General features: G+C 59.1%; 17 protein-coding genes. 12 read left to right on the plus strand and 5 right to left on the minus strand.

Annotated features, from left to right (window positions below):
• From AAC035_RS04760 to AAC035_RS04795, 8 genes are all read left to right on the plus strand, one after another.
• Positions 1-2,877, plus strand: a 2,877-nt coding sequence (locus tag AAC035_RS04760; protein ID WP_339800610.1) for an EAL domain-containing protein, incomplete at its 5' end; no start/stop codon positions are given.
• A gap of 120 nt (positions 2,878-2,997) precedes the next feature.
• Complete coding sequence (locus tag AAC035_RS04765; protein WP_339800613.1) at positions 2,998-4,620, plus strand: methyl-accepting chemotaxis protein; 1,623 nt, start codon at positions 2,998-3,000, stop codon at positions 4,618-4,620.
• Positions 4,621-4,691: 71 nt separating this feature from the next.
• A complete protein-coding gene (locus AAC035_RS04770) occupies positions 4,692-6,596 on the plus strand; it encodes a PAS domain S-box protein (protein ID WP_339800615.1) in 1,905 nt (634 codons plus the stop codon).
• Positions 6,583-8,784 carry an EAL domain-containing protein gene (locus AAC035_RS04775; RefSeq protein WP_339800618.1) on the plus strand — a complete coding sequence of 734 codons (2,202 nt, stop codon included), beginning with the start codon at positions 6,583-6,585 and terminating at the stop codon, positions 8,782-8,784. Before AAC035_RS04770 ends, AAC035_RS04775 begins: the two co-directional genes overlap by 14 nt.
• A 67-nt stretch (positions 8,785-8,851) precedes the next feature.
• The gene (locus tag AAC035_RS04780; RefSeq protein ID WP_339800621.1) at positions 8,852-9,301 is read left to right on the plus strand and encodes a thioesterase family protein; all 450 of its coding nucleotides are present in this window, start codon (positions 8,852-8,854) and stop codon (positions 9,299-9,301) included.
• Positions 9,288-10,445: an HD domain-containing phosphohydrolase gene (locus AAC035_RS04785; RefSeq protein ID WP_339800624.1), complete on the plus strand. Its 1,158-nt coding sequence runs from the start codon at positions 9,288-9,290 to the stop codon at positions 10,443-10,445. The genes AAC035_RS04780 and AAC035_RS04785 overlap by 14 nt, the downstream gene beginning before the upstream one ends.
• 90 nt (positions 10,446-10,535) lie before the next feature.
• Entirely contained in the window at positions 10,536-12,989 is a 2,454-nt protein-coding gene (locus AAC035_RS04790; protein ID WP_339800627.1) for an ATP-binding protein, read from the plus strand.
• A gap of 136 nt (positions 12,990-13,125) precedes the next feature.
• Positions 13,126-14,091 (plus strand): NAD(P)H-quinone oxidoreductase, encoded by a 966-nt coding sequence (locus AAC035_RS04795; RefSeq protein ID WP_339800630.1) that lies wholly within the window; start codon positions 13,126-13,128, stop codon positions 14,089-14,091.
• Positions 14,092-14,198: 107 nt separating this feature from the next.
• On the opposite strand, the gene fghA is transcribed toward AAC035_RS04795, so the two are convergent.
• Both fghA and AAC035_RS04805 read right to left on the minus strand, forming a co-directional pair.
• Positions 14,199-15,044, minus strand: coding sequence for an S-formylglutathione hydrolase (gene fghA, locus AAC035_RS04800; protein WP_339800633.1), 846 nt, complete (start codon positions 15,042-15,044; stop codon positions 14,199-14,201).
• Between the two features lie 89 nt (positions 15,045-15,133).
• Positions 15,134-15,562, minus strand: coding sequence for a CBS domain-containing protein (locus AAC035_RS04805; RefSeq protein WP_339800635.1), 429 nt, complete (start codon positions 15,560-15,562; stop codon positions 15,134-15,136).
• 309 nt (positions 15,563-15,871) lie between these two features.
• Between AAC035_RS04805 and AAC035_RS04810 the strand changes: the two genes are divergently transcribed.
• The 3 genes from AAC035_RS04810 to AAC035_RS04820 all read left to right on the plus strand — a co-directional run bounded on the left by AAC035_RS04810 (position 15,872) and on the right by AAC035_RS04820 (position 19,347).
• A complete protein-coding gene (locus tag AAC035_RS04810; RefSeq protein WP_339800638.1) occupies positions 15,872-16,915 on the plus strand; it encodes a GAF domain-containing protein in 1,044 nt (347 codons plus the stop codon).
• 229 nt (positions 16,916-17,144) lie between these two features.
• Positions 17,145-18,503 carry a sodium:alanine symporter family protein gene (locus AAC035_RS04815; RefSeq protein WP_339800639.1) on the plus strand — a complete coding sequence of 453 codons (1,359 nt, stop codon included), beginning with the start codon at positions 17,145-17,147 and terminating at the stop codon, positions 18,501-18,503.
• Positions 18,504-18,693: 190 nt separating this feature from the next.
• Positions 18,694-19,347, plus strand: coding sequence for a peroxiredoxin (locus AAC035_RS04820; RefSeq protein WP_339800642.1), 654 nt, complete (start codon positions 18,694-18,696; stop codon positions 19,345-19,347).
• Positions 19,348-19,430: 83 nt separating this feature from the next.
• Here the strand turns inward: AAC035_RS04820 and AAC035_RS04825 are convergent, their stop codons facing one another.
• From AAC035_RS04825 to AAC035_RS04835, 3 genes are all read right to left on the minus strand, one after another.
• Positions 19,431-20,213: a MetQ/NlpA family ABC transporter substrate-binding protein gene (locus AAC035_RS04825; RefSeq protein ID WP_339800644.1), complete on the minus strand. Its 783-nt coding sequence runs from the start codon at positions 20,211-20,213 to the stop codon at positions 19,431-19,433.
• Between the two features lie 75 nt (positions 20,214-20,288).
• Positions 20,289-20,954 (minus strand): methionine ABC transporter permease, encoded by a 666-nt coding sequence (locus AAC035_RS04830; RefSeq protein ID WP_339800647.1) that lies wholly within the window; start codon positions 20,952-20,954, stop codon positions 20,289-20,291.
• Positions 20,954-21,961, minus strand: a complete 1,008-nt coding sequence (locus AAC035_RS04835) for a methionine ABC transporter ATP-binding protein (RefSeq protein ID WP_339800650.1) — start codon at positions 21,959-21,961, stop codon at positions 20,954-20,956. The genes AAC035_RS04830 and AAC035_RS04835 overlap by 1 nt, the downstream gene beginning before the upstream one ends.
• A 273-nt stretch (positions 21,962-22,234) precedes the next feature.
• Between AAC035_RS04835 and AAC035_RS04840 the strand changes: the two genes are divergently transcribed.
• A partial coding sequence (locus AAC035_RS04840) for an HDOD domain-containing protein (RefSeq protein WP_339800653.1) occupies positions 22,235-22,751 on the plus strand: 517 nt, incomplete at its 3' end.

Below are 22,751 nucleotides of genomic sequence, written 5' to 3' on the forward strand. Positions count from 1 at the left end.
GAGCCGACACCCAGTTTGCACATACTGCTGATTGAAGACGACGAAGACGACGTGCTGATCACCCGGGAACTGCTGGAAGACGGCTGCCCGCTGCCGGTGAAGCTTGACTGGGTGAGCACCACCGCTGCCGGGCTGGATGCACTGAGGCAGCAGCACCATGACGTGGCCCTGGTGGACTACCGGCTGGGTCCTGATTCGGGCATTGAACTGATCCGCACGGCGCGGCAGGAAGGCCTCGGCACACCCATTATCCTGCTGACCGGGCAGGGCGACCAGGATCTGGACAACCGCGCCGTGGAAATCGGTGCCGCCGATTACCTGGTGAAGGGACTGATCGACGGCCCGACGCTGTTCCGCAGCATCCGCTACGCCATCGACCGGGCCTTTTCGATCAACACTCTGGCCCAGAGCGAAGCCCGCTACCGCCTGTTGTTTGACAGCAACCCAATGCCCATGTGTCTGGTAGAACCTGAAAATGGCAGACTGACCGCCATGAATCAGGCCGCCCTGGACCTTTATGGTTTTACCGGCTCGGAACAGCCCGCCCAGTTCCTGAATGACCTGGAAAGTCCGGATCAGACAGACATGCTGCAACCGGGACGAATCAGTACCGAAGGCGTCATCACCAGCCCCGGCAGTGTTCTGGCACTGCACCGGCACCGGAACGGACAAACCCTCTATATTGAACTGACCCGCCGCGAGATGATGTTCAGTCAGCGCCAGCTGCACCTGATCATGCTGCAGGATATTACCAAGCGCATTGCGAGCAACAGACAGTTGCGTCTGATGAAGCAAGGTATTGAATCCAGTTCCAACGGTATCGTGATCGTGGATGCCCACCTGCCGGATATGCCCGTGGTTTATGTCAACCCGGCGTTTGAACGCATAACCGGATTTCCTGCTTCCGAATCCCTGGGGCGTAACTGCCGCTTTCTTCAGGAAGGCGGTCCGCTGGACGATGGCGCGAAACTTGCGATCGCAGAATTGCGTAAGGGCCTTGTCGAGCAACGGGAAGTGTCGGTGGTGATCCGCAACTTCCGCAAGGATGGCAGCCCCTTCTGGAACGACCTGTTTATTGCTCCGATCCGGGACGATGCCGGCGACCTTACCCATTTTATCGGTGTCCAGAACGATATTTCCGAGAAAAAGTCCGTGGAGACGGAACTGGCCTACAACGCCAGCCACGATGTGCTGACCGGGCTGCCCAACCGGACCTTGCTGGAGGATCGCCTGATTCAGGCCTGTCAGATGGCACGGCGTTACCAACGCAAGGTGGCGGTTCTGTTTTTCGATCTGGACGGTTTCAAGCCCATCAACGACTCCATGGGTCATCGCACCGGTGACCAGCTGCTGGTGTCTGTGGCCCAGCGCCTGAAAGCCATGGTTCGCACCGGGGATACCGTCGCCCGGGGCAGCGGCGACGAATTTGTGGTGGTACTGCCGGATCTGGCCCACGCCGACGATGTGATCCCGGTGGTGGAAAAGCTGCTGTCGGTGATCGGTAAACCCTACGAAGTCCGGGGCCAGCACATCAGCCTCACCGCCAGCGTCGGCATTGCCCTGGACGATGGCTCAACCGAGAACCCCATGACACTGGTTCAGCAGGCGGATCTGGCCATGTACCGGGCCAAACAGATGGGGCGCAACACCTATCAGTGGTACGCCACCGCACTGAATGACGAAGCCAACGAGCGGGTGGCGCTGCGTAACGATCTGGAAATCGCCCAGGAGCTGGGCCAGCTTGAAGTTTTCTATCAGCCTCTCATTGACGGGCGCACCGGGCAGGTGCGCGGGTCCGAGGCACTGGTGCGCTGGCATCACCCTGACCGGGGTCTCATCGCGCCCAGCACTTTTATTCCGCTGGCAGAAGATACCGGCCAGATCATCGCTCTCGGTCGCTGGGTGCTGCACCAGGCCTGCCGGGACAACGTCAGGCTGCACGGGCTGGGCTACCGGGAACACAAAATTGCCGTCAACGTATCACCGGTCCAGCTGAGGCAGGCCCGGTTCGTGGAGTCGGTCACGGATATCCTGCGGCAAACAGGACTGCCCGCTGACATGCTGGAACTGGAAATTGTCGAATCGGTGGTGCTGTATGACACCGACCAGGTCATCGAGAGTCTGCACAAGTTGCGGGCACTGGGTATCGGCATTGCCATTGATGACTTTGGCACCGGTTTCTCCAGCCTGAGTTATCTGAAACTGATGCCGGTTACCAAGATCAAGATAGACCGGGCCTTTATCAAGGACGTGATCAGCGATCGCAGCGATGCCGCCATTACTCAGGGCATCCTGTCCATGGCCCATCACCTGTCGCTGGAAGTGGTGGCCGAAGGCGTCGAAACCGAGGCCCACGCGGCGTTTTTGCGCAAGAACCACTGTGACTTGCTGCAGGGCTATCTGTTTGCCCGCCCCATGCCGTTCCCTGAACTGGTCACCTACATGGGCGACCACAGCCCCGATGTTCACGCCCTCGCTTCCGGGGCGGTGCAAAACCAGCCAACCCTGCTACTGCTGGATGACGAAACCAACATCCTCCGTGCCCTGTCGCGGGTCTTACGTCGGGATGGCTACCGGATTCTGTCATCCACCAGTGTCCGGGAGGCGTTCGAGCTGCTGGCTGCCAATGATGTGCAGGTCATTATCTCGGACCAGCGCATGCCGGAAATGTCCGGTACCGAGTTCCTCAGCCAGGTCAAGAACATCTATCCGGATACGGTCCGGCTGGTGCTGTCAGGCTACACCGATCTCAAGTCGGTGACCGACGCCATAAACGAGGGTTCCATCTACAAATTCCTCACCAAACCCTGGGATGACCAACAGATTCGCGCTCATGTAAAACAGGCCTTCGTCTATTACGGCGCATCCACCAACTGAACATGTCGAAAAAAGAGCTTCAATAGCCTTAACAAATTGGAACGGAAGCCGTTACCTATCACAGGTATGATCTGAATCCTTTGACCTACCTCAAGAATTCACTTCACAGGTAACTGCAATATGTTCAGACAACTGCGTGTGGGCCTCCGGCTTTCCCTGGCATTCGGCTTTCTGGTTCTGGTCCTGGTAAGTCTCGGCCTTTACAGTCTGGCCCAGACCCGGATCATGCAACAGGAAATACAGACGCTGACCAGTCACCGGGCACCGGCCATACTGGCAGTGAACGAGATCAACAAGCACTTCCTGCGAATCCGTGTCCACACCGCCAGCCTGCTTGCGGAACCGGATGTGGCCGCCAGGGCCGCCATTGTCCAGCGCATCGACACCGCCCGTCAGCGCCTGGACGAGTCCAAAACTCATTATGAAGACTTTATTCGCAGCGATGATGCCCGCGGCTTCTACCAGCAATTCGAGCAGGCCGAGCTCGGCTACTGGGAGGTTCACGCTGATCTGGTGAGAGCCGCCGAGCGCGGCCAGACCGCCCGCGCCAACCAGTTGCTGAATAATGAACTGGAAACCTTCAGCGAGGGCATGGTTGCCACCTTCGACGGCCTGCTAACGCTGCAGGAAAAAAGGGTCCAGGTCGCTGAGGCCCGGGGCAACAGCCTTGCCATCAATGTTCGTAACGGAGTCATCATCGCCATCCTGGTGGCCATTGCCCTGACCATCGCGCTGGCGTTGGTTATCACCCGCAGTCTTGTTCGCCCGATCCGCGACGCTCTGGAGGTTGCCAACACCGTTGCCGATGGTAATCTCAATGCCCGGATGAACACCTCGGGCAAGGACGAGCTGAGCGATCTGATGAAAGCCCTGGCAAGGATGCAGGCCAGCCTCAAGCAGACCATTGCCACCATCGCCAGCTCCTCGGACCAGCTCGCCTCCACCTCTGAAGAGCTGAATGCGGTCACCGAAGAATCCAGCCGCGGCCTGCAACAGCAAAGTGACGAACTGGACCAGGCCGCCACTGCGGTCAATGAAATGACCGTTGCCATTGAGGATGTGGCCCGCAATGCCAACAGTGCGGCCGATTCCTCCCGTGACGCCAACCAGCAGACCCAGGGCGGCCGCGAGAAAGTGCAGGATACCGTGCTGGCCATGGAAGACCTGGCCGAGAACATCAGCCACACCGTGACCTACATTGAAGCGCTGGCGGCCAAGGCCGGCGATATCGGTGGTGTTCTGGACGTGATCCGCAGCATTGCGGATCAGACCAATCTGCTGGCCCTCAACGCGGCCATTGAAGCCGCTCGCGCCGGTCAGGCCGGCCGGGGCTTTGCGGTCGTGGCCGACGAAGTGCGGACCCTGGCCAAGCGGACCCAGGATTCTACCGCCGAAATCGAAGACATGATTCGTGCGGTCCAGACCGGCAGTGACGATGCCCGCAAGGCCATGGCGAAAAGCCACGACCGCTCCGGTGATGCCCTGGCCATTGCCCGGGAAGCCGGCGAAGCGCTGGCCAGCATCGCCCGCTCGGTCACCGACATCAACGACCGCAACGCCAGCATTGCCAGTGGCGCAGAAGAGCAGGCCCAGGTGGCAAGGGATGTGGACCGTAACCTGGTGACCATCCGCGATCTTGCCACCCAGACCGCTGCCGGCTCCGAGCAGACCCAGTCCTCCAGCGCAGAACTGGCCAGACTGGCCAGCGAACTTGCGGAACTGGTGCGTAAATTCAGGTTGTGACCAAATCAGCTGGCCACAGAGTGACAGGCCTCAGGGGCCAGCTACACTAAAACAAAAATGGACCTGTATTCATGAACGACAGCAGTCACCTCACCCGGGAACAGCTCGAGCGGCAACTTGTGCGTGCGCTGGAGCATATGTCTGATGCGTTCTACATGATTGATGCTGACTGGAACTTCACCTACCTGAACCGGGTAGCTGCACGATTGTTGCGGCGTGACCGCAAACAGTTGATTGGCAAACCTGTCTGGGCAGAATTTCCGGAGGCTGTCGATACCGATCTCTATCACCACTATCGTCAGGCCATGGCCTCCGGCGAATCCTGTCATTTCGAATTCTTCTACCCGGCCCTCAACGAATGGTTCGAGGTCAACGGTTATCCCTCGGACCAAGGTCTGGGCGTCTATTTTCATGCAGTGACTGATCGTAAGCTCATGGAACAACGGCTGCTGGAGTCGGATGAACGCTTCCGGCTGGTGGCCCAGGCCACCGTGGACACCATCTGGGACTGGGACCTGACCACGGGCACCGTGTGGTGGAATGAGGGTATGCAGACCATGTTCGGTTACCACCCGGAGGAACTGGAGCCTGACGGCGCCTCCTGGACCTCCCGCATTCATCCGGATGACCGCGAAGCCACCGTTGGTTATATCACCGCCACCATCAAAGACCGCTCCCGGAGCCGCTGGGATCACGAGTACCGCTTCCGCCGCAAGGGCGGCGACTACGCCCTGGTGAGCGACCGCGGTTTTGTTATCCGTGACGCTAACGGCTGGGGCCTGCGCATGGTGGGCGGGATTACCGATATCACCCAGGTCCGGCAGGTGGAATCCCGGCTGCGGGATGCCCAGCGTATGGAGTCCGTGGGGCAGCTCACTGGCGGTATGGCCCATGACTTCAACAACCTGCTGACGGTCATTCTGGGCAATGCCGATCTGTTGCGGGAATCCTTATCGGCACAACCTCGCCTGCAAGCCCTGGCCACCATCATAGGCGAAGCGGCCCAGAAGGGGGCCGATCTGACCCAACGATTGCTGGCCTTTGCCCGACGCCAGGCCCTCACACCCAGGGCCACCGACGTCAACGAGCTGATTCCCAACCTGCAATCACTGCTGGAGCGCACGCTGGGGGAGCATATCGAGTTGCGGTTCTACCCCGCCGACCCGCTGTGGCCAGCGCTGATCGACCCGGTCCAGTTCGAGAGCGCGCTGCTGAATCTGTGCCTGAACGCCCGGGACGCCATGCCGCGCGGGGGCAAGCTCACCATTGAAACCAGCAACATCAGGCTGGGAGACGACTACACCGGAGGCATCGAGGAGTTGTCACCGGGCAACTATGTTCAGGTATCGGTGACCGACACCGGCACGGGTATATCTCCGGAGTTGTTAAAGCGCGTTTTCGAGCCCTTTTTTACAACCAAACAGGCAGGCCGCGGCACCGGACTCGGGCTCAGCATGGTGTATGGTTTTCTGAAGCAATCCGGAGGTCACATCAGCCTTTACTCGGAGTCAGGTGAAGGCACCTCTGTCAAACTGTATATGCCCAGATGCAACGATGAACCGGCACCCATGGTGAAATCGGAACCCCTAAGGCCCCAGGGTGGCCGGGAAACCCTGCTGGTGGTGGAAGACGACAACCTGGTCCGTGGTTACGTGACAGGGCAACTGAAAGCAGCAGGCTATCAGGTTGTAGAGGCCAGAAACGGTCCGGAAGCGCTGGCCATGCTGGCCGGGCATCCCGATATCGAACTGCTGTTCACCGATGTCATGATGCCCGGCGGCATGACCGGCCGCGAGCTGGCCGATGCGGCATTGAAGCAGTATCCGGGGTTACCCGTGCTCTACACTTCAGGCTACACTGAGAACGCAATTGTCCATAACGGACGACTGGATCCTGGCGTACAGTTATTGGGTAAGCCCTATCGCAAAGCGGATCTGCTCCGAAAGATCAGAGAGGTACTGGATGGGCAGCATTGATCACCAGGGAACGTCAGGGCCGGACCAACGCCAGACCTCACAGCCCCCTCACCGTTTACTGGTGCTGGATGACGACGCCGCAACGGGCGCAACCATTTGCCGGATAGCTGAATTCAGCGGTGTGCAGGCACTCTACGTCGCCGATGCTGAATCCTTCTTCCGACAGCTGGATGACTGGCAACCGGATACCTTGGCGCTGGACCTGATCATGCCCGGTAAAGACGGCGTGGAAGTCATGGCCGAACTGGGTTTGCGGGGCTGCGCGGCCAACATCATTATTACCAGTGGTGTCGGCTCGCGGGTCCTGGACGCCGCCAGCCGCACGGCCAGCGAGAAAGGCCTCAACATTATCGGCGTGTTGGCCAAGCCCTTCGCAGCTGCAAGTCTGCGGGAGCTGCTGGAGCTTTCCACCAAAGCCAGCAATCGTATCAATAATGGCGGCAGTACAATAAGTCCGGAGATGAACGACAGCGACCTCCAGCATGCCGTTGAACACCACCAGATCCGCTACGCCCTGCAACCAAAATTCAACTGTCCCACCGGAACCCTGGCCGGATTTGAAGTCCTGGCCCGCTGGACCCACCCGGACAAGGGCATGATTCCGCCCGACCTTTTCATTGCCCGGGCGGAAGCTCTCGGCCTGATTGACGAACTGACCCGCCAGGTCAGCGAGCAGGCTCTACAATGGCTGAGCCAGCTCGATGCCGGCGAACTGCAGACCAACACCGCGTCTTACCTGAAGTCCCAGACCACCTTGTCAATCAACCTGTCGGCGCTGTCACTGGGTAATGCCGACCTGTTCGACTGGATGGCCCAACGCTGCCGCGCCCACCGCATCGAACCGGAACGGATCATTTTCGAGATCACTGAAACCAGTGCCATGAAAGATCCGGCGCAATCCCTGGAGACCCTGACCCGGCTGCGGATGCAGGGCTTCCGGCTGTCCATTGACGACTTTGGCACCGGTTATTCATCCATGCTGCAGCTGGTCCGGTTGCCGTTTTCCGAGATCAAGGTAGACAAGACCTTTGTTATCAACGCCGCCACCTCAGCCGAATCCAGAGCGGTTATCCGTTCGGTGATCGAGCTGGGGCACAGCCTGGGCCTCACCGCCACCGCTGAAGGGGTGGAGGACATGACCACTCTGGACTTCCTGCGAAGTACCCACTGCAATCAGGTTCAGGGTTTTCTGATATCCCGCCCCCTGGCTCCGGACCAGGTATTGCCCTGGCTGTCGAAACGTGAGCAGAAGCGGGAACAGACCCGGGTCGCAGCCGTCAAGGCCACCATGCTGCTGGACTCCGGTCCAGAGGCCCGGTTCGACCGTATTACCCGTCTCGCCCGACGCCTGTTCAACATTCCGGTGGTGCTGATCGTGCTGATTGATGACCATCGTCAGTACTTCAAATCCAGCACGGGCGTTAAAGTCACCGAGCTGCCACGGGACCAGGCCTTCTGTGACTGGACCCTGGCCGGCGATGAACTCCAGGTAGTGCCGGACACCACCCGGGACGAACGGTTCCGCGACCTGCCCAGTGTTCTTGGCGGCCCCCGGTTTCGCTTCTATGCCGGACGTCCGGTATGCCTGCCGGATGGTACCAAAGTAGGCACTCTGTGCATGATGGAAAGCCAGGTACGTAACCTCAGCGAAGATCAGCAACGGCTGTTCTGTCGCCTGGCGGATATGGTGGAGGGCGAGCTCGCCGTCAGCTCCGACCAGGTCACCGACAGCCTCTCGGGCCTGCCGGATCGCACCGCCTTTCGCAAACAGATGGAAGTGGCCCGGGAGCTTACCTGTCATATGGGTTGCCGTAGCGCCCTGATCACCGTTACCCTGAATAACCTCGGTGACATCAATCGTCGTCAGGGCCGAGAGGAAGGCAACCGGATGATCCGTCAGCTCAGCCTGATCATCCGCCAGCTCGAGCAACAAGCCGACCTGGTCGGGCGTTACCGGGGCAACGAATTCGGACTGATGCTGATCGACAACAGTCCGCAGCAGGTGGATACTTTCTGTGAGGCTCTGGCAAGCACCGTTCTGGCCTGGAACCAGCAGCAACCGGATGACAACCGTGGTCTGTCCTGCCACATAGGCCTGGCCTGGCTGGACCCGGACACCGGAACCGATATTGAAATAGCCATCGAACGGGCGCGACAGCAAGTCATTTCCATACCGGGCAATCCGTAATAGCATCAGGGCCGACCAGCAAGACTCACCAGAACAAGAACCTGTACCACCAAGAGATTCCGGATTCATGACTGAACAATCTTTCGAATACCGCCTGCGCGTCCGTTATGCCGAATGCGATGCCCAGCATGTTGTTTTCAATGCCCGCTATGGCGATTACGTCGACATCGCCATCAACGAATACGTCCGCATGCTGTTTGGTCATTATCAGAACATGCTGGATCAGGGCCTGGACATGCAGGTGGTGAACATGAACCTGAGCTGGAAAGCGCCGGCCCGTTTTGATGAAGTTCTCTGCGCCCGGATTCACCCCGGCAAGCTTGGGAATACCTCCTTCGTGGTCAGGGTCGAGTTTTTCCGCTTCGGCGATGACACCCACATCATGGATGCCGAGGTCACCTACGTGATGATCGATCCGGCCACCATGTCGAAAAAGGCCATTCCGCCGTCGGTACGGGAGCTGCTTGCCGCCGGAGCTCCCGGCAAACTGATCAGTCACGCCGGTGAAGAGGTCTGACGAAGCCGTGCAGCATCTGGTCCGGGTTGCCCCCGGTGCACTGATTGTCGGCAAGCCACTGCCCTGGACCGTATACGACGCCGGCGGCAACGTGCTGCTCAAGCAGGGGTTTGTCATTCACAGCGACATGCAGCTGGAACAACTGTTCCAGCGTGGGCTGTTCTATCCCCGGCAGGAAGAGCTCGAGCCCGATCAACTCCCGGACAGTCCGCCCGAGGACGCGCCGCCCCGTAACCCGTTCCATGACTATCGTGGACTGCTCAAAAGCCTTGAAACCACCCTGTCCAGTCTGTCCCGGGGCGATGAAGACGCCCGCCTGCGACTGCTGGGCCTTGCCCGACTGATCGATCGTATCTGCGAACAGTCGCCGGATGCCTGTCTTGCCCTGGTACATCTGTATGCCGTGGAAACAACGGCTACGGAACAGATCCTGTTCTACAGCATCCTCTGCCATTTCATGGGCCGCGGCCTCGGAATGGACGAACGGCGACGCCTGGTGCTGCTTGCCGCCGCCCTGTCGGCCAACCTGGCATTACACCCCATTCTCGACAAGCTCAATGCCTCCAGCCACCCCCTGACCGGGCCGCAGCGGACCATTATTCACCGGCATCCGGTGCTGGGCACCCAGGCCCTGAAAAATGCCGGGGTGAATAACCGGCTGCTGCTGACCATCGTCGAGCAGCATCACGAAAACCCGGACGGTACCGGGTATCCTCAAGGCCTGGCCGGCACCGCTATCCTCCCCGAAGCCCAGATCCTCGGCCTGGCCGAATGCTATACCGCACTGATTACCCGCCGCGGCTACCGTGACCGTTCTGATGTCGGCCACGCACGCCGGGTCATTCGCGACAGCATCGGTGCCACGCCCAGACCGGTGATACCCCAGGCGATGCTGAAAGCCCTGACCTCCTGGCCACCGGGTTCTCTGGTGCGTCTGGCCAACAACGAAGTGGCCGTGGTCACTCACCGGCCGGGCCGCAGCTCCGGGCATATTCTGCAGGCGATCATGGACCCCCGGGGCAGCCCCTATAAACACTCTTTCCGGCGCGACGGAGATCTGCTTGAATTCAATATCAAGGCGCTGGAAGTGCCGGAGCAGATGCCCTCCATGGATTACAGCAGACTCTGGGGGTTTGAGTCCTGAAGCCACAACGTGACCAGAGTGATCAACCATCACAGCTGCGCTGAATCCGTGCTAATCTCGTAGTACAAAGGACCTCAATGCGGAGTTGCCATGCAGCCGCCTCCAGTTCCGGTACACGAAGAGCAGCGCCTCAGGCGCCTGTATCAGCTGGACGTACTCGATACGCCGGCGGAACCACTGTACGACGACATTACCCGCCTTGCTTCACTGATCTGTAAAACCACCTACTCGACGGTGTCACTGATTGACCGGGACCGACAGTGGTTCAAAGCCCGCAACGGTAACCTTGAGATACAGGAAACCAGCCGTGAAATTTCCTTCTGTGGCCACACCATCCTCCAGGACCGGCCGTTAATCCTGGAGGATGTCCGTCGGGACCCGCGGTTCCGCGACAATCCCTTTGTGACCGGTGAACCCTGGATCCGCTTTTACGCGGGGGTACCATTAATTACCTCGGATGGATTCGCCATCGGTACGCTCTGCGTCTTTGACCCCGAATCCCGTGCGCTCAGCCGCGAGCAGGAGGAAGGCCTGCGGCTGCTGGCAACCCAGGTCATCAGCCGACTCGAAAAACGGGTAGAAGATGCGCTGAATTACCACATTGGTGACATTCTGGATGCCAGTGATCTTTACGTCATGCTGCTGGACCTGTGCCGGGACAGTGTCCTTTACACCAACAAGGCCCTTGAGCGGCGCCTCAGCGGACTGCCCTCCTCAGCCATGGCGGCCTTTGCTGCCCTGTTTCCGCAACTGACTATCGACGGCTTTCTGGCGGACAACCAGCAGGAACAGACCCGCGAAACCCGGGTCCATTTCAACGACGGGGATGAAGTCACCACCGACGTCCGCCTTATCAACCACCGGGAACCGGGTCGACACCACCTGCTGATCATTGTTCAGGATCAGGCCGCGCTTCGCGCCTCCCGCTCTGAAGCCGAGCAAGCCCGCTCCAATCTGCGGCTGTTCAGCCAGGCGGCCCAGCAGAGCCTGAATCTGATTCTGATTACCGACGCCAGCGAGCGCATAACCTGGGTCAACCGCAGCTTCGAGAAGCTCACCGGGTACCCGCTCAAGGAGGTCATCGGTCGGCGCCCCGGTGATCTGCTGAACGGCCCGGACACCCCTGCAGACGCCTGCGCACGCATCCGCCAGCAACTCAAGACAGGCCTGCCGGTGCGGGAGGAGATGGTCAACTACAGTCGCGATGGCAAACCCTATTGGGTCGATGTCTACGTTGAACCATTAAGCGACGACAGTGGCCGGATCACCCATTATGTGGCCTCGCAAACGGATATAACGGAGCGCAAGGAGCAGGAGCGCATGGTTCGCGAGGCCCGCGACGCGGCCGAGCGCGCCAGCCGCGCCAAGAGCGAGTTCCTGACCAATATCAGCCATGAGCTGCGAACCCCCCTCAACGGCATTATGGGCGTCGCTGAGCTACTGCAGGATGACGCGCCGGAACCCATACAGCCTTACGTCCATACTCTGAGCCAGTCATCGCGCCACCTGTTGCGATTGCTCAATGACATCCTTGACCTGTCCTACATTGAAAGCGGGCACATGAAACTCGATCTGGCCCCCATGTCGCTGATGACAGAATTGCGGGAGGTGGCCGAGCTGTTTCAGCCCCGGGCGGCAGAATCCGGAACCCGGCTGACGATAGTGGCCGACGGTATCGACGAACTCTGGTTGATGGCCGACGCTACGCGCATCAAGCAGGTAATCATGAACCTGGTGGGAAACGCCGTAAAATTTACCGAACAGGGTGAGATCCGCATCGAAGCCAGAATCGCCGGTGACGACAGCCATCAGGTTACCCTTGAACTGGCGGTGGCTGACACCGGGCCTGGTATCCCGCTGGCGGACCAGAAGCGCATTTTTGAATACTTTGAGCAACTGGATAACTCTGTCACCCGGATCCGCGGTGGTTCGGGACTTGGCCTCGCCATCAGCCGGCAGTTACTGCAATTAATGGGGGGAGAGCTGCTGCTGGAGAGCAAACCCGGCAGCGGATCGCGGTTTTACACCAGCCTCACCCTGCAACGGGCAGACAAGCCCGCCAAGCCCGCCGCCGAAACCCCGGGGCCGGACATTACCCCTCTGCGAAGTGCGCTGATCATTGATGACAATGCCGTCAACCGACGCATCCTCAAGACCATGCTCGAACATCTGGGCACAGGCCAGGTGTTCACTGCCGGTTCCGGGCGCAGGGGGCTGGCCATGCTCGAGAATGTCACCCCGGACATGGTATTTGTGGACATTCAGATGCCGGGAATGGATGGTTTCGAGTTTCTGCACAAGGCCAGCACAAGATTTGCCGAAGAAAACCGGTCCCGCCCGGTCATGGTAGCCTGCACCGCCCATTCTGGCCCGGAGCACCGGCAACGAAGTATGGAGAACGGGTTCGATGCCCACCTTGAAAAACCCGTTACCCGGGCAACATTGCGAAACCTGATCAACCAGCTGTCGTTTGCCATCCCACCGCCCGCTGCGGACCCGACAAGCCGTTTAACACCGATCTTGTCGAAAAAAGGAACCCGTTAACGGTCAACAAGAACCCGTTATGATGGGCATCACCATGACAGCGGACCTCAGAACTCGGTATGCTTGTACACCTGAAAAGAACATCATGACGCAGTGACATGAAACAACATCAACAACCATGACACCTGGAGTATCTATGAAAGCAATTCGCGTAACCGACAAGGCCCTGATCTGGGATGACCATCAGGACCTGCCCGCCCCGGCGGCCGGTGAAGTTGCCATTGACGTCGCCTGGGCCGGGATGAACCGGGCTGACCTGATGCAGCGCAAGGGTGCCTATCCGCCACCTCCCGGGGCCTCCCCGATTCTTGGCCTGGAAGTCAGTGGCCGTATCTCGGCGCTGGGCGAAGGCGTCTCCCACTTTGAAGTGGGTGACGAGGTCTGTGCCCTGCTGACCGGCGGCGGCTACGCCTCCAGCGTGGTGGTACCTGCCGAGCAGGTATTACCCGTGCCCAAGGGCCTGAACCTGGAGCAGGCCGCGGCGCTGCCCGAAGTCTACGCCACCGCCTGGATGAACATGTACATGGTGGCCGCTATCAAACCCGGCGATTCGGTGCTGGTCCATGCTGCCGCCAGCGGCGTCGGCACCGCCGTCATCCAGCTGGGCAAAGCCATGGGCAACCCGGTTTTCGCCACCGCGGGCAGCGACGAAAAGCTGGCTTTCTGCCGTGAACTGGGCGCCAGCGGTACCTGGAACCGTCATAACGGTTCGTTCGCGGATGCTGTTATCGAATGGGGCGGTGCCGACATGATTCTGGATCCGGTGGGCGGAGACTACATAGCGGAAGATCAGAAAACCCTGAAACCGGAAGGCCGGCTTATACTGATAGGCCGTATGGGCGGCGCCGAGGCCCGGTTTGATACCGGCGTGATGTTGATGAAGCGTCAACGCATCATCGGCTCTACTCTGCGGGCGCAGCCGGTGGCACTGAAAGGTGAAGTGATGGACGCGCTGTTCGAGACAGTGTGGCCGAAAATCGAAGCCGGCGAGATCAAGCCGATCATCGACCGCACCTGGCCCGTCGCCCAGGCAGACGAAGCCATGGCTTACCTGGAAAGCAACGAGAGTACCGGCAAGGTGCTGCTGGCCGTCAATCCCTGATGGCTGAATACAGGTAGTACCAAGTAACGAAAAAAGGCGAACCTGGGTTCGCCTTTTTTCTTACAGAGGGAGCCTTTAATACCCCACCGACGTCCCGGCCGGTGACCTCAGACCAGACCCAGTGCCTTGCCGTGATGGATCAGATGGTCCTCAATGAACGAGGTAATAAAGAAGTAACTGTGGTCGTAACCCCGATGCATCCGCAGATTGATGTGGTGATGGGCTTTCTCACAGGCGTCCACCAGGGCATCCGGACTTAACTGCTGTTCCAGAAACTCGTCCGCTGTACCCTGATCGACCAGCAACGGCAGTCGCTCGGTGGCGCCCGGTATCAACAGGGTGGCGTCCCACTGCGCCCATTGTGTGCGGTCATCACCCAGATAGCCGGAAAATGCACGCTCACCCCAGGGGCAGACCGTGGGATGGGCGATAGGCGCAAACGCCGACACCGACTGATACCGTCCCGGATTTTTCAAAGCAGCAATAAGCGCCCCATGCCCGCCCATGGAGTGACCGCTGACACTGCGCTGGTCCGTCAGTGGTAATCCGTTCTCCACCAGCTTTGGCAGTTCATCAACCACATAGTCGTACATCCGGTAGTGTCTGGCCCAGGGTTGCTCGGTGGCGTTCAGGTAGAACCCTGCCCCGGAGCCAAAGTCGTAACGCTCGTCTTCGCCCGGCAGACCAAGCCCTCGGGGACTGGTGTCCGGGCAAACTATGGCCATGCCGAGTTCAGCTGCCTTGCCCAGGGCCCCCGCCTTCTGCATGAAATTCTGGTCGGTGCAGGTCAGGCCCGAAAGCCAGTAAAGGGTGGGTACGCGGATGCCTTTCGGACCCAGGGCCGCCGGCGGCAGAAATACCGCAAACTCCATATCGCAATCCAGCACCTCAGACCGGTGCCGGTAGCGACGATGTTCACCCCCGTGACAGACATTGACCGACAAACACTCCATAAAACCCCCTGAACAGCTGAACGGGACCAAAAAACGTTCCCGTTATTAAATATGTTCCAATTTTTCAATCGGCTAGCGATCAGGATACGTCAGTCAACCTCCGCCAGACCAGAGATTTTCAGACCCAGACCGATGCGTGAAAGCTTCGCCAGTATCGCGGTGCGGGTCACAATACCGATCAAGCGGCCGTGATCCACCACCGGAAACACCTTCGGTTTGCCATGACCGAGATTCTGGGCCAGATCGACCACCGCCATGTCCGGTTCCACCGTGATGGGATCTCCGTGCATGACATCTTCTACCAGACTCTCACCCTCATGATGGTAATTGCTGACCAGCAGCGAGTGGATGCAATCCTGCTCAGATACAAAACCAACCACACGCCGTTGCATATCCACCACCGGCAGGCCTGTCACATGATGACTGAGCAGGTGTTTCACCACAGCGGGCAACGTGGTCCCCAGACGTACCGGTTCGATGTGGTTCCACATTACATCGGCAACTTTCAGTGATCTCATGTTGAACGTCCTTTTGTTCGTTGTGACGGGGCACCCCTGTATTAACCATAGGCAAAAACCAGGGAAAGGGAAATGTCACATTCTCAGGCATTTTCACTTGATTCCGACACTCAAGGCACTACCCTCAAGGGCTCAGGCTGGTCAGCGAATTACCCATAAAGGGCGTCAGACCAGCCAGCAGGTTTGTGCGTATAACAAAATATGCATCAGCGAGTATTGTGAGAGTCCGTACACCCTGTTGCCGTTTCCGTCAGTCAGTTTTTGATATCTCCGGCGTCGGGTTCACCGTTACTCAGGCCAGAAACGATTATGGAAACACCCCCGATTCCAGCAGATGACGAACACCGTGTTGCGGCCCTGCATTCCATGCGGCTGCTGGATACGCCCGTTGAAGAGCGCTTCGAGCGTATCACCCGCCTGGCCAGAACCTTCTATGACATGCCCATGGCGGCCCTGTCGCTGATTGACAGCGACCGGCAGTGGTGCAAATCGGAAATCGGACTCCCACTCCGGGAAACCGGACGGGATATTTCATTCTGCGGCCACACCATCGCCAAAGGCGAGATGCTGGTGGTGAGCGATACGCTGCTGGATCCACGGTTCGTCGACAACCCCCTGGTGACCGGCGACCCCTTCATTCGCTTCTACGCCGGCGTGCCCCTGCACGGGCGGGACCGGGCCCGGGTGGCAACTCTGTGTGTGCTGGACAACCGGCCTCACCACGCGGCCAGTCTCAACCTGCAGGTTCTTCAGGACCTGGCCGCCCTGGCGGAACGGGAGTTCATGTTCGAGAGCCCCCTGAACAGCCAGTCAGTCGATCCGGCCCGGGCCGCCGATGGTCTGTTACTGCTGGATGAAGTCACCGGCCTGTGGAACTGGAACGGCATCACCCGGCTGCTGGAAGAATCCAGCCACCGCATCCGCCTGATCGGGGGAGTGCAAACCCTGGTCTGGCTTCACGTGGACTATACCCTGCCACCGAATCCCGGCGCCGGGGCCATCAACCTGAGCCAGCGGACACTGGCTGCTCAGGTCCTGTCCTCTCTGGATTATCAGGACACCGCCGGAGCTGTGACCGGTGGCCAGTTTCTGATGATCCTCAACGATGGCAATCGCGATAGCCTGATCACCCGGCTCGCCATGATGGCTGACAAGATTCGTCGCGGTTACGAACATGCTGACGCTACGCTCCATCAGCTGCGCTTTTCGGCCCGCATGGGCATACCTGCAGATCTGGGCATTGCCGACCTGACCGAACAACTGGAACAGGCACTGCCCCCGTTCAACTCCCCCCTGGGCACACTCGTGGTGCAGCATTACGATCAATGTGACCGCATCCAGCTCCTGCGCTAGCGTCCCTTCTGGCTAACACCGCACCTTGCTCTCAAGGCCCCCATTGGCTCAACAGGTTAACGAATCAGCCAGACGGGACACCAGGGCGTGGACCACAGTGGTGCAGGCAACCCGCTGATTTAAAACATTTACATCCGCTGATCAGCAGCTAGACTTTCAGGGTTGTTTTGCGGGTGTCCCGCCTGGTTAATTCTTTGATCTACTGAGCCACCGTCACAGGGAGCTGTTTATGGAAGCCATTGGAAATTTCGTAGGCGCTGTCAACGGACTGGTCTGGGGTCCTCCCATGCTGGTGCTGATACTCGGGGTCGGGCTGTTTCTCAGCCTCGGTCTGAAACTCATGCCCATTCTCAAGCTGGGAGAAGGCTTCCGCCTGATGTGGCGTGGTCGCAGTGCCGCCGGCGCAGAAAAACAGGGGGATATCCCGCCCTTTCAGGCCCTGATGACCGCGTTATCAGCCACCATTGGCACCGGTAACATTGCCGGTGTCGCTACCGCGGTGTTCCTGGGTGGTCCCGGGGCCCTGTTCTGGATGTGGCTGACCGCCCTGGTGGGGATGGCCACCAAATACTCCGAAGCAGTGCTGGCGGTTCGTTTCCGGGAAGTGGACGAGCGCGGAGCCTACGTGGGCGGTCCCATGTATTACATCCGCAATGGCCTTGGCAAAAAATGGGCGTGGCTGGGTGTCGTGTTCGCGGTGTTTGCAGCCATTGCCGGATTCGGTATTGGTAATACAGTCCAGGCCAATTCGGTGGCCGATGTACTGGAAGCCAATTTCGGTATTCCCACCCTGGTTACCGGTGTCATCCTGATGGTGCTGGTGGGCATGGTACTGATTGGTGGTATCCGGCGTATTGGCCAGGTAGCCAGTGCCCTGGTGCCGTTCATGGCCATCACCTACGTGTTGGCTGGCCTGATTGTGCTGGCTGTACACGCCACCGAAATTCCTGCCGCTCTTGGTCTGGTGTTCAAACACGCCTTCAGTCCGGTGGCGGCCGAGGGCGGCTTCGCCGGGGCCGCGGTCTGGGCAGCGATCCGCTTTGGTGTGGCCCGGGGGGTTTTTTCCAACGAAGCGGGCCTGGGTTCTGCGCCTATCGCCCACGCGGCGGCGCAGACCAAAAGCCCGATCAACCAGGGCATGGTTGCCATGCTGGGCACCTTCATCGATACCATCATTGTCTGCACCATTACCGGCCTGGTGATCATCAGTTCCGGTGCCTGGATCAGTGGTGAATCCGGCGCGTCCCTGACTTCGGCTGCCTTCGCGACAGGATTTACCGGCGGCAATTATGTGGTTGCCATCGCCCTGGCCATCTTTGCCTTTACCACCATCCTGGGCTGGTCGTTCTATGGCGAGCGCTGTGTGGAGTTCCTGTTTGGCGTAAAGGCCATCGTGCCTTACCGGGTGCTGTGGATTATCGCCATTCCGGTGGGCGCCACTCTCAACCTGGGTTTTGTCTGGCTGGTGGCGGACACCCTCAACGCAATGATGGCACTGCCCAACCTGATCGCCCTGGTACTGCTGAGCCCGGTGGTCTTCCGGCTGACCCGGGAACACTTCGATCAGCAACAAAAACTGGGAGTGTGATTACCTCATTACCAAATATTATTGATCCGATGGGCCGGCGCACCTTGTATAACCGGCCCATCAATACCAATAACAGAAGTACGCCAACAGGAAATGGCGCGGTGGATTCAGCAGGGTTTCATCCTGATGTCTCAGATGGGCCCTGCCGGTCCGCCGGCTTTCCGTTCCGAAACCAGCAGGAGGTATCACCATGAGTTTACGCCTGGGAGACACCGCACCAGACTTCGAACAGGATTCCAGCGAAGGCAGGATCCGATTTCACGAATGGCTCGGCAACGGCTGGGGGGTTCTGTTCTCGCACCCCGCAGACTTTACACCCGTCTGTACGACGGAGCTGGGTCTGACCGCCAAGCTGAAGGACGAGTTCGCCAAGCGGGACGTCAAGGCCATTGCCCTCAGTGTCGATGCGGTGGATTCGCACCACGAATGGATCAGGGATATCAATGAAACCCAGGGCTGTGCGGTCAATTTTCCAATCCTTGCCGACGAAGACCGCAAGGTGTCGCAGTTGTACGATATGATCCATCCCAATGCCAATGACAGCCTGACCGTACGATCGCTGTTCGTCATTGATCCGGACAAGAAAATCCGGCTGATCATTACCTATCCGGCCAGTACCGGCCGCAACTTCAACGAGGTGCTCAGGGTTATCGATTCGCTGCAGCTGACTGACACCCACAAAGTGGCAACGCCGGGCAACTGGGAACCAGGCAGTGATGTGGTGATCGTGCCTTCACTGCAGGATGAGGATGAGATAAAACAGCGCTTCCCGAAGGGTTATACAGCGGTGAAGTCCTATCTCAGAATGACACCGGATCCGAAGACCAACTGGTCAGGGGATTAGAAAAAAACAGCCGTGCTGTCGTCAGACAGCACGGCTGTTTTTTTGGTCAGCAAAGTCAGAAAGCAGGAGCGGTCACTCAGCTATCAGAACGCAGGCACAACCGCACCCTGATACTTTTCCCGGATAAACTCGCGCACTTCCTCTGACGTCAGGGCTGCCGCCAGTTTCTGCATGGCCTCGGAGTCCTTGTTGTCGCGATGCGACACCAGAATATTCACGTACGGCGACTCCGCACCTTCCAGCAGCAATGCGTCTTCTGACGGCTTCAGACCTGCTTCCAGAGCATAGTTGGTATTGATCAGCGCCATGTCCACCTGGTTCAGAACCCGTGGCAGCGTGGCTGCTTCCAGCTCGTGGAATCGCAGACCCTTCGGATTTTCGGCAATGTCGCGGGGTGTGGCAGTGATCTTGCTGGAATCCTTCAGGGTAATCAGCCCGGCTTCCTGCAGCAGCAGCAACGCCCGGCCACCGTTGGTGGGGTCGTTGGGGATAGCGATAGTAGCGCCGTCCTTCAGCTCATCCAGAGCGCTGATCTTGCTGGAGTAGGCGCCGAACGGCTCCACGTGTACGCCAATGACGCTGACCAGATTGGTGCCACGACCGGAGTTGAACTCGGTCAGATAGGGCTGATGCTGAAAGAAATTGGCATCCATACGGCCCTGATCCACCTGGGTATTGGGCTGTACATAGTCCGTAAACACCCGAACCTGCAGCTCAACGCCGTTCTCTTTCAGCTGCGGCTGAATGAATTCCAGAATCTCGGCATGGGGTACAGCCGTGGCCGCCACGCTCAGTTTCTCGGCGGCGTTCACCGCCGATATGGCAGCAAATGTGGCCAGGGCAACCAGGGTTTTCTTGAAGATCATTGCGGTTTCTCCTGCAAATTTTTATCAATGATGGATTAAGAAGCAAGCGGGCAGGTCTTGCTTTAACACCGACTATCACTTGCGGCTGAAATACAGCACCAGCCGGTCACCCAGCATCTGTAACAACTGCACAAAAATCACCAGCAACGCCACTGTAATGATCATCACGTCGGTCTGGAATCGTTGATAACCGAAGCGTATGGCCAGATCACCCAGGCCTCCGCCTCCGACCACACCCGACATGGCCGCATAGGACACCAGCGTAATCGCCGTCACCGTAACGCCGGCAATGATCCCCGGCAGCGCTTCCGGCAGAAGCGCACCCATCACAATCTGGCGAACATTGGCGCCCATGGCCTGGGTCGCCTCAATAATGCCCCGGTCCACCTCCCGCAAGGAGGTTTCCACCAGCCTGGCAAAGAACGGGGCTCCGCCGGCCACCAGCGGAGGAATCGCACCGGCGACACCCAGCGAGGTGCCGATCACCATCACCGTCACCGGAATCATCACAATCAGCAGAATGATAAAGGGTACCGACCGCAGCACGTTGACCACAAACGACAGCACCGCGTAGGCCACCGGCTGTTCCAGCAGCTGGCGCTTGCCGGTCAGGAACAGCACCACACCGGTGGGCAGGCCGATGAGTACGCTGAACAACAGCGACAGGCCCACCATCACCAGGGTATCCCAGCTGGCCCAGCCAATTTCCGACCACACCACATTCGTCAGCAAGGCATCCATCAGCGCACTACCTCCACATGAACGTCAGCTGACTCCAGCTCCGCCATGGCCTGGTCCAGGTTTCCGCCCACCAGCGACAGCGTCAGCTGGCCATAAGGCGTGTCCTTGATGTGATCAATCCGCCCCGAGAGGATGCTGAAATCCACCCCTGACTGCCGCGCCACGTGTCCCAGCAACGGCTGATAAGTGGCTTCACCGCGAAAGGTCAGCCGCAGGATACGACCCTGGGCCAGGGACAGGTCCTGCTGCATGTCGTCCCGGTCCACATTTTCGCTTTCAAAAACAAAATCCCGGGTGGTGGGGTGCTCCGGGTGCAGAAACACATCCGCCACCGGGCCCGATTCAACCACCCGGCCCGCATCCATCACCGCCACCCGGTCACAGACACGACGCACCACATCCATTTCATGGGTAATCAGCACAATGGTCAGCCCCAGTTCGCGGTTGATGTCCGCCAGCAATTGCAGCACCGATCGGGTGGTTTGCGGATCCAGAGCACTGGTGGCTTCATCACACAGCAGGATGGTGGGGCCACAGGCCAGGGCCCTGGCAATACCCACCCGCTGCTTCTGGCCGCCGGACAGCTGAGACGGATACTTGTCCCCATGGGCCGTCAGCCCGACACGGGCCAGTAATTCCTCCACCCGGCTGTGGACCTGCGACCGGGAATAGATGCCCGCCAGCTTCATGGGAAAGGCGATGTTGTCGCGGACCGTGCGGGAGGACAACAAGTTGAAATGCTGAAAGATCATGCCCACCTTACGGCGAAAGGCCCGCAACTCTGCGGCACCATAGCCGGTGACATCCTCACCATCCACCAGTACCCGCCCTGCGGTGGGCCGCTCCAACAGATTGATAAGCCGTACCAGTGTGGATTTACCGGCGCCGGAGTGGCCGACAATACCAAACACCTCACCGGTTTCAATGGTCATGCTGGTGGCGTGTAGCGCAGGGATCGCCTGCCCCGCCACCTGAAAGGATTTCTGAACCTGGTCAAATTCAATCACGGATCAAGACCCTGTTGTGAATGTACCGGAGCAGGGCCTGCCAGCCATCAGCCACCGCTACTGCAACCTGCCTCCGCGCCTTATGGGCACTACGGAAAAGGCGCTGATTATATCGCAACCAGCCGCCAAACCCGAATGTTCGTTTTTGTTACTCATGGTTGCAACTTCTAACCATTATTCCCGAAGATGGACTATTATTGCGAAATCCTATCCATCTTTTCTGACAACGGAGCTGCCCGCATTTTGGACAACCCTGCATCGCCCAGTGCACGGATGACATCGACCCAGGCATGGGTCAGCTACCTCAGTCGCGTCGAACTGCCCGTGCTTGCCAATACTCTGCGGCGAATCAACGAACTGACCGATAGCAAGAGCAGTACGGTCAACGAACTGGCGGAAGTCATTATTAACGATGCCCAGCTTACCTCCCAGGTACTGCGGTTATCGAACACCGTGTTCTACAACCAGACACGGGTACAGGTCAGCACCGTCAGCCGGGCCATCACCCTGATCGGCTTTGATTCGGTAAAATCGATGACCATCTCGTCGCTGCTGGTGGACTCCGTGCTGAAACGCAGTTCACGGCCTCACCTGCTGCGCTGTCTGGCCCGGGCCATTCATGCTGCTGTGCAGGCCCGCAGCCTGCTCCCCAAACGCAATGAGCAGGCCCTGGAGGAAGTGTTTATCGGCGCACTGCTGATGAACATCGGCGAGCTGGCGTTCTGGGCCTGTGACACCGAACAGGCATCGGAGCTGGAAGTGCGGATGCGCTCCGACAGTTCGGCTACCG

Source organism: uncultured Marinobacter sp., assembly GCF_963974375.1.
In the GTDB taxonomy this organism is placed as follows: Bacteria; Pseudomonadota; Gammaproteobacteria; order Pseudomonadales; family Oleiphilaceae; genus Marinobacter.

Bases quoted from the DNA above. Each gene is read 5' to 3' on its own strand.
- AAC035_RS04765 (WP_339800613.1), top strand. From the start codon at position 2,998: ATGTTCAGACAACTGCGTGTGGGCCTCCGGCTTTCCCTGGCATTCGGC.
- AAC035_RS04770 (WP_339800615.1), top strand. From the start codon at position 4,692: ATGAACGACAGCAGTCACCTCACCCGGGAACAGCTCGAGCGGCAACTT.
- AAC035_RS04775 (WP_339800618.1), top strand. From the start codon at position 6,583: ATGGGCAGCATTGATCACCAGGGAACGTCAGGGCCGGACCAACGCCAG.
- AAC035_RS04780 (WP_339800621.1), top strand. From the start codon at position 8,852: ATGACTGAACAATCTTTCGAATACCGCCTGCGCGTCCGTTATGCCGAA.
- AAC035_RS04790 (WP_339800627.1), top strand. From the start codon at position 10,536: ATGCAGCCGCCTCCAGTTCCGGTACACGAAGAGCAGCGCCTCAGGCGC.
- AAC035_RS04795 (WP_339800630.1), top strand. From the start codon at position 13,126: ATGAAAGCAATTCGCGTAACCGACAAGGCCCTGATCTGGGATGACCAT.
- fghA (WP_339800633.1), bottom strand. From the start codon at position 15,044: ATGGAGTGTTTGTCGGTCAATGTCTGTCACGGGGGTGAACATCGTCGC.
- AAC035_RS04805 (WP_339800635.1), bottom strand. From the start codon at position 15,562: ATGAGATCACTGAAAGTTGCCGATGTAATGTGGAACCACATCGAACCG.
- AAC035_RS04810 (WP_339800638.1), top strand. From the start codon at position 15,872: ATGGAAACACCCCCGATTCCAGCAGATGACGAACACCGTGTTGCGGCC.
- AAC035_RS04815 (WP_339800639.1), top strand. From the start codon at position 17,145: ATGGAAGCCATTGGAAATTTCGTAGGCGCTGTCAACGGACTGGTCTGG.
- AAC035_RS04820 (WP_339800642.1), top strand. From the start codon at position 18,694: ATGAGTTTACGCCTGGGAGACACCGCACCAGACTTCGAACAGGATTCC.
- AAC035_RS04825 (WP_339800644.1), bottom strand. From the start codon at position 20,213: ATGATCTTCAAGAAAACCCTGGTTGCCCTGGCCACATTTGCTGCCATA.
- AAC035_RS04830 (WP_339800647.1), bottom strand. From the start codon at position 20,954: ATGGATGCCTTGCTGACGAATGTGGTGTGGTCGGAAATTGGCTGGGCC.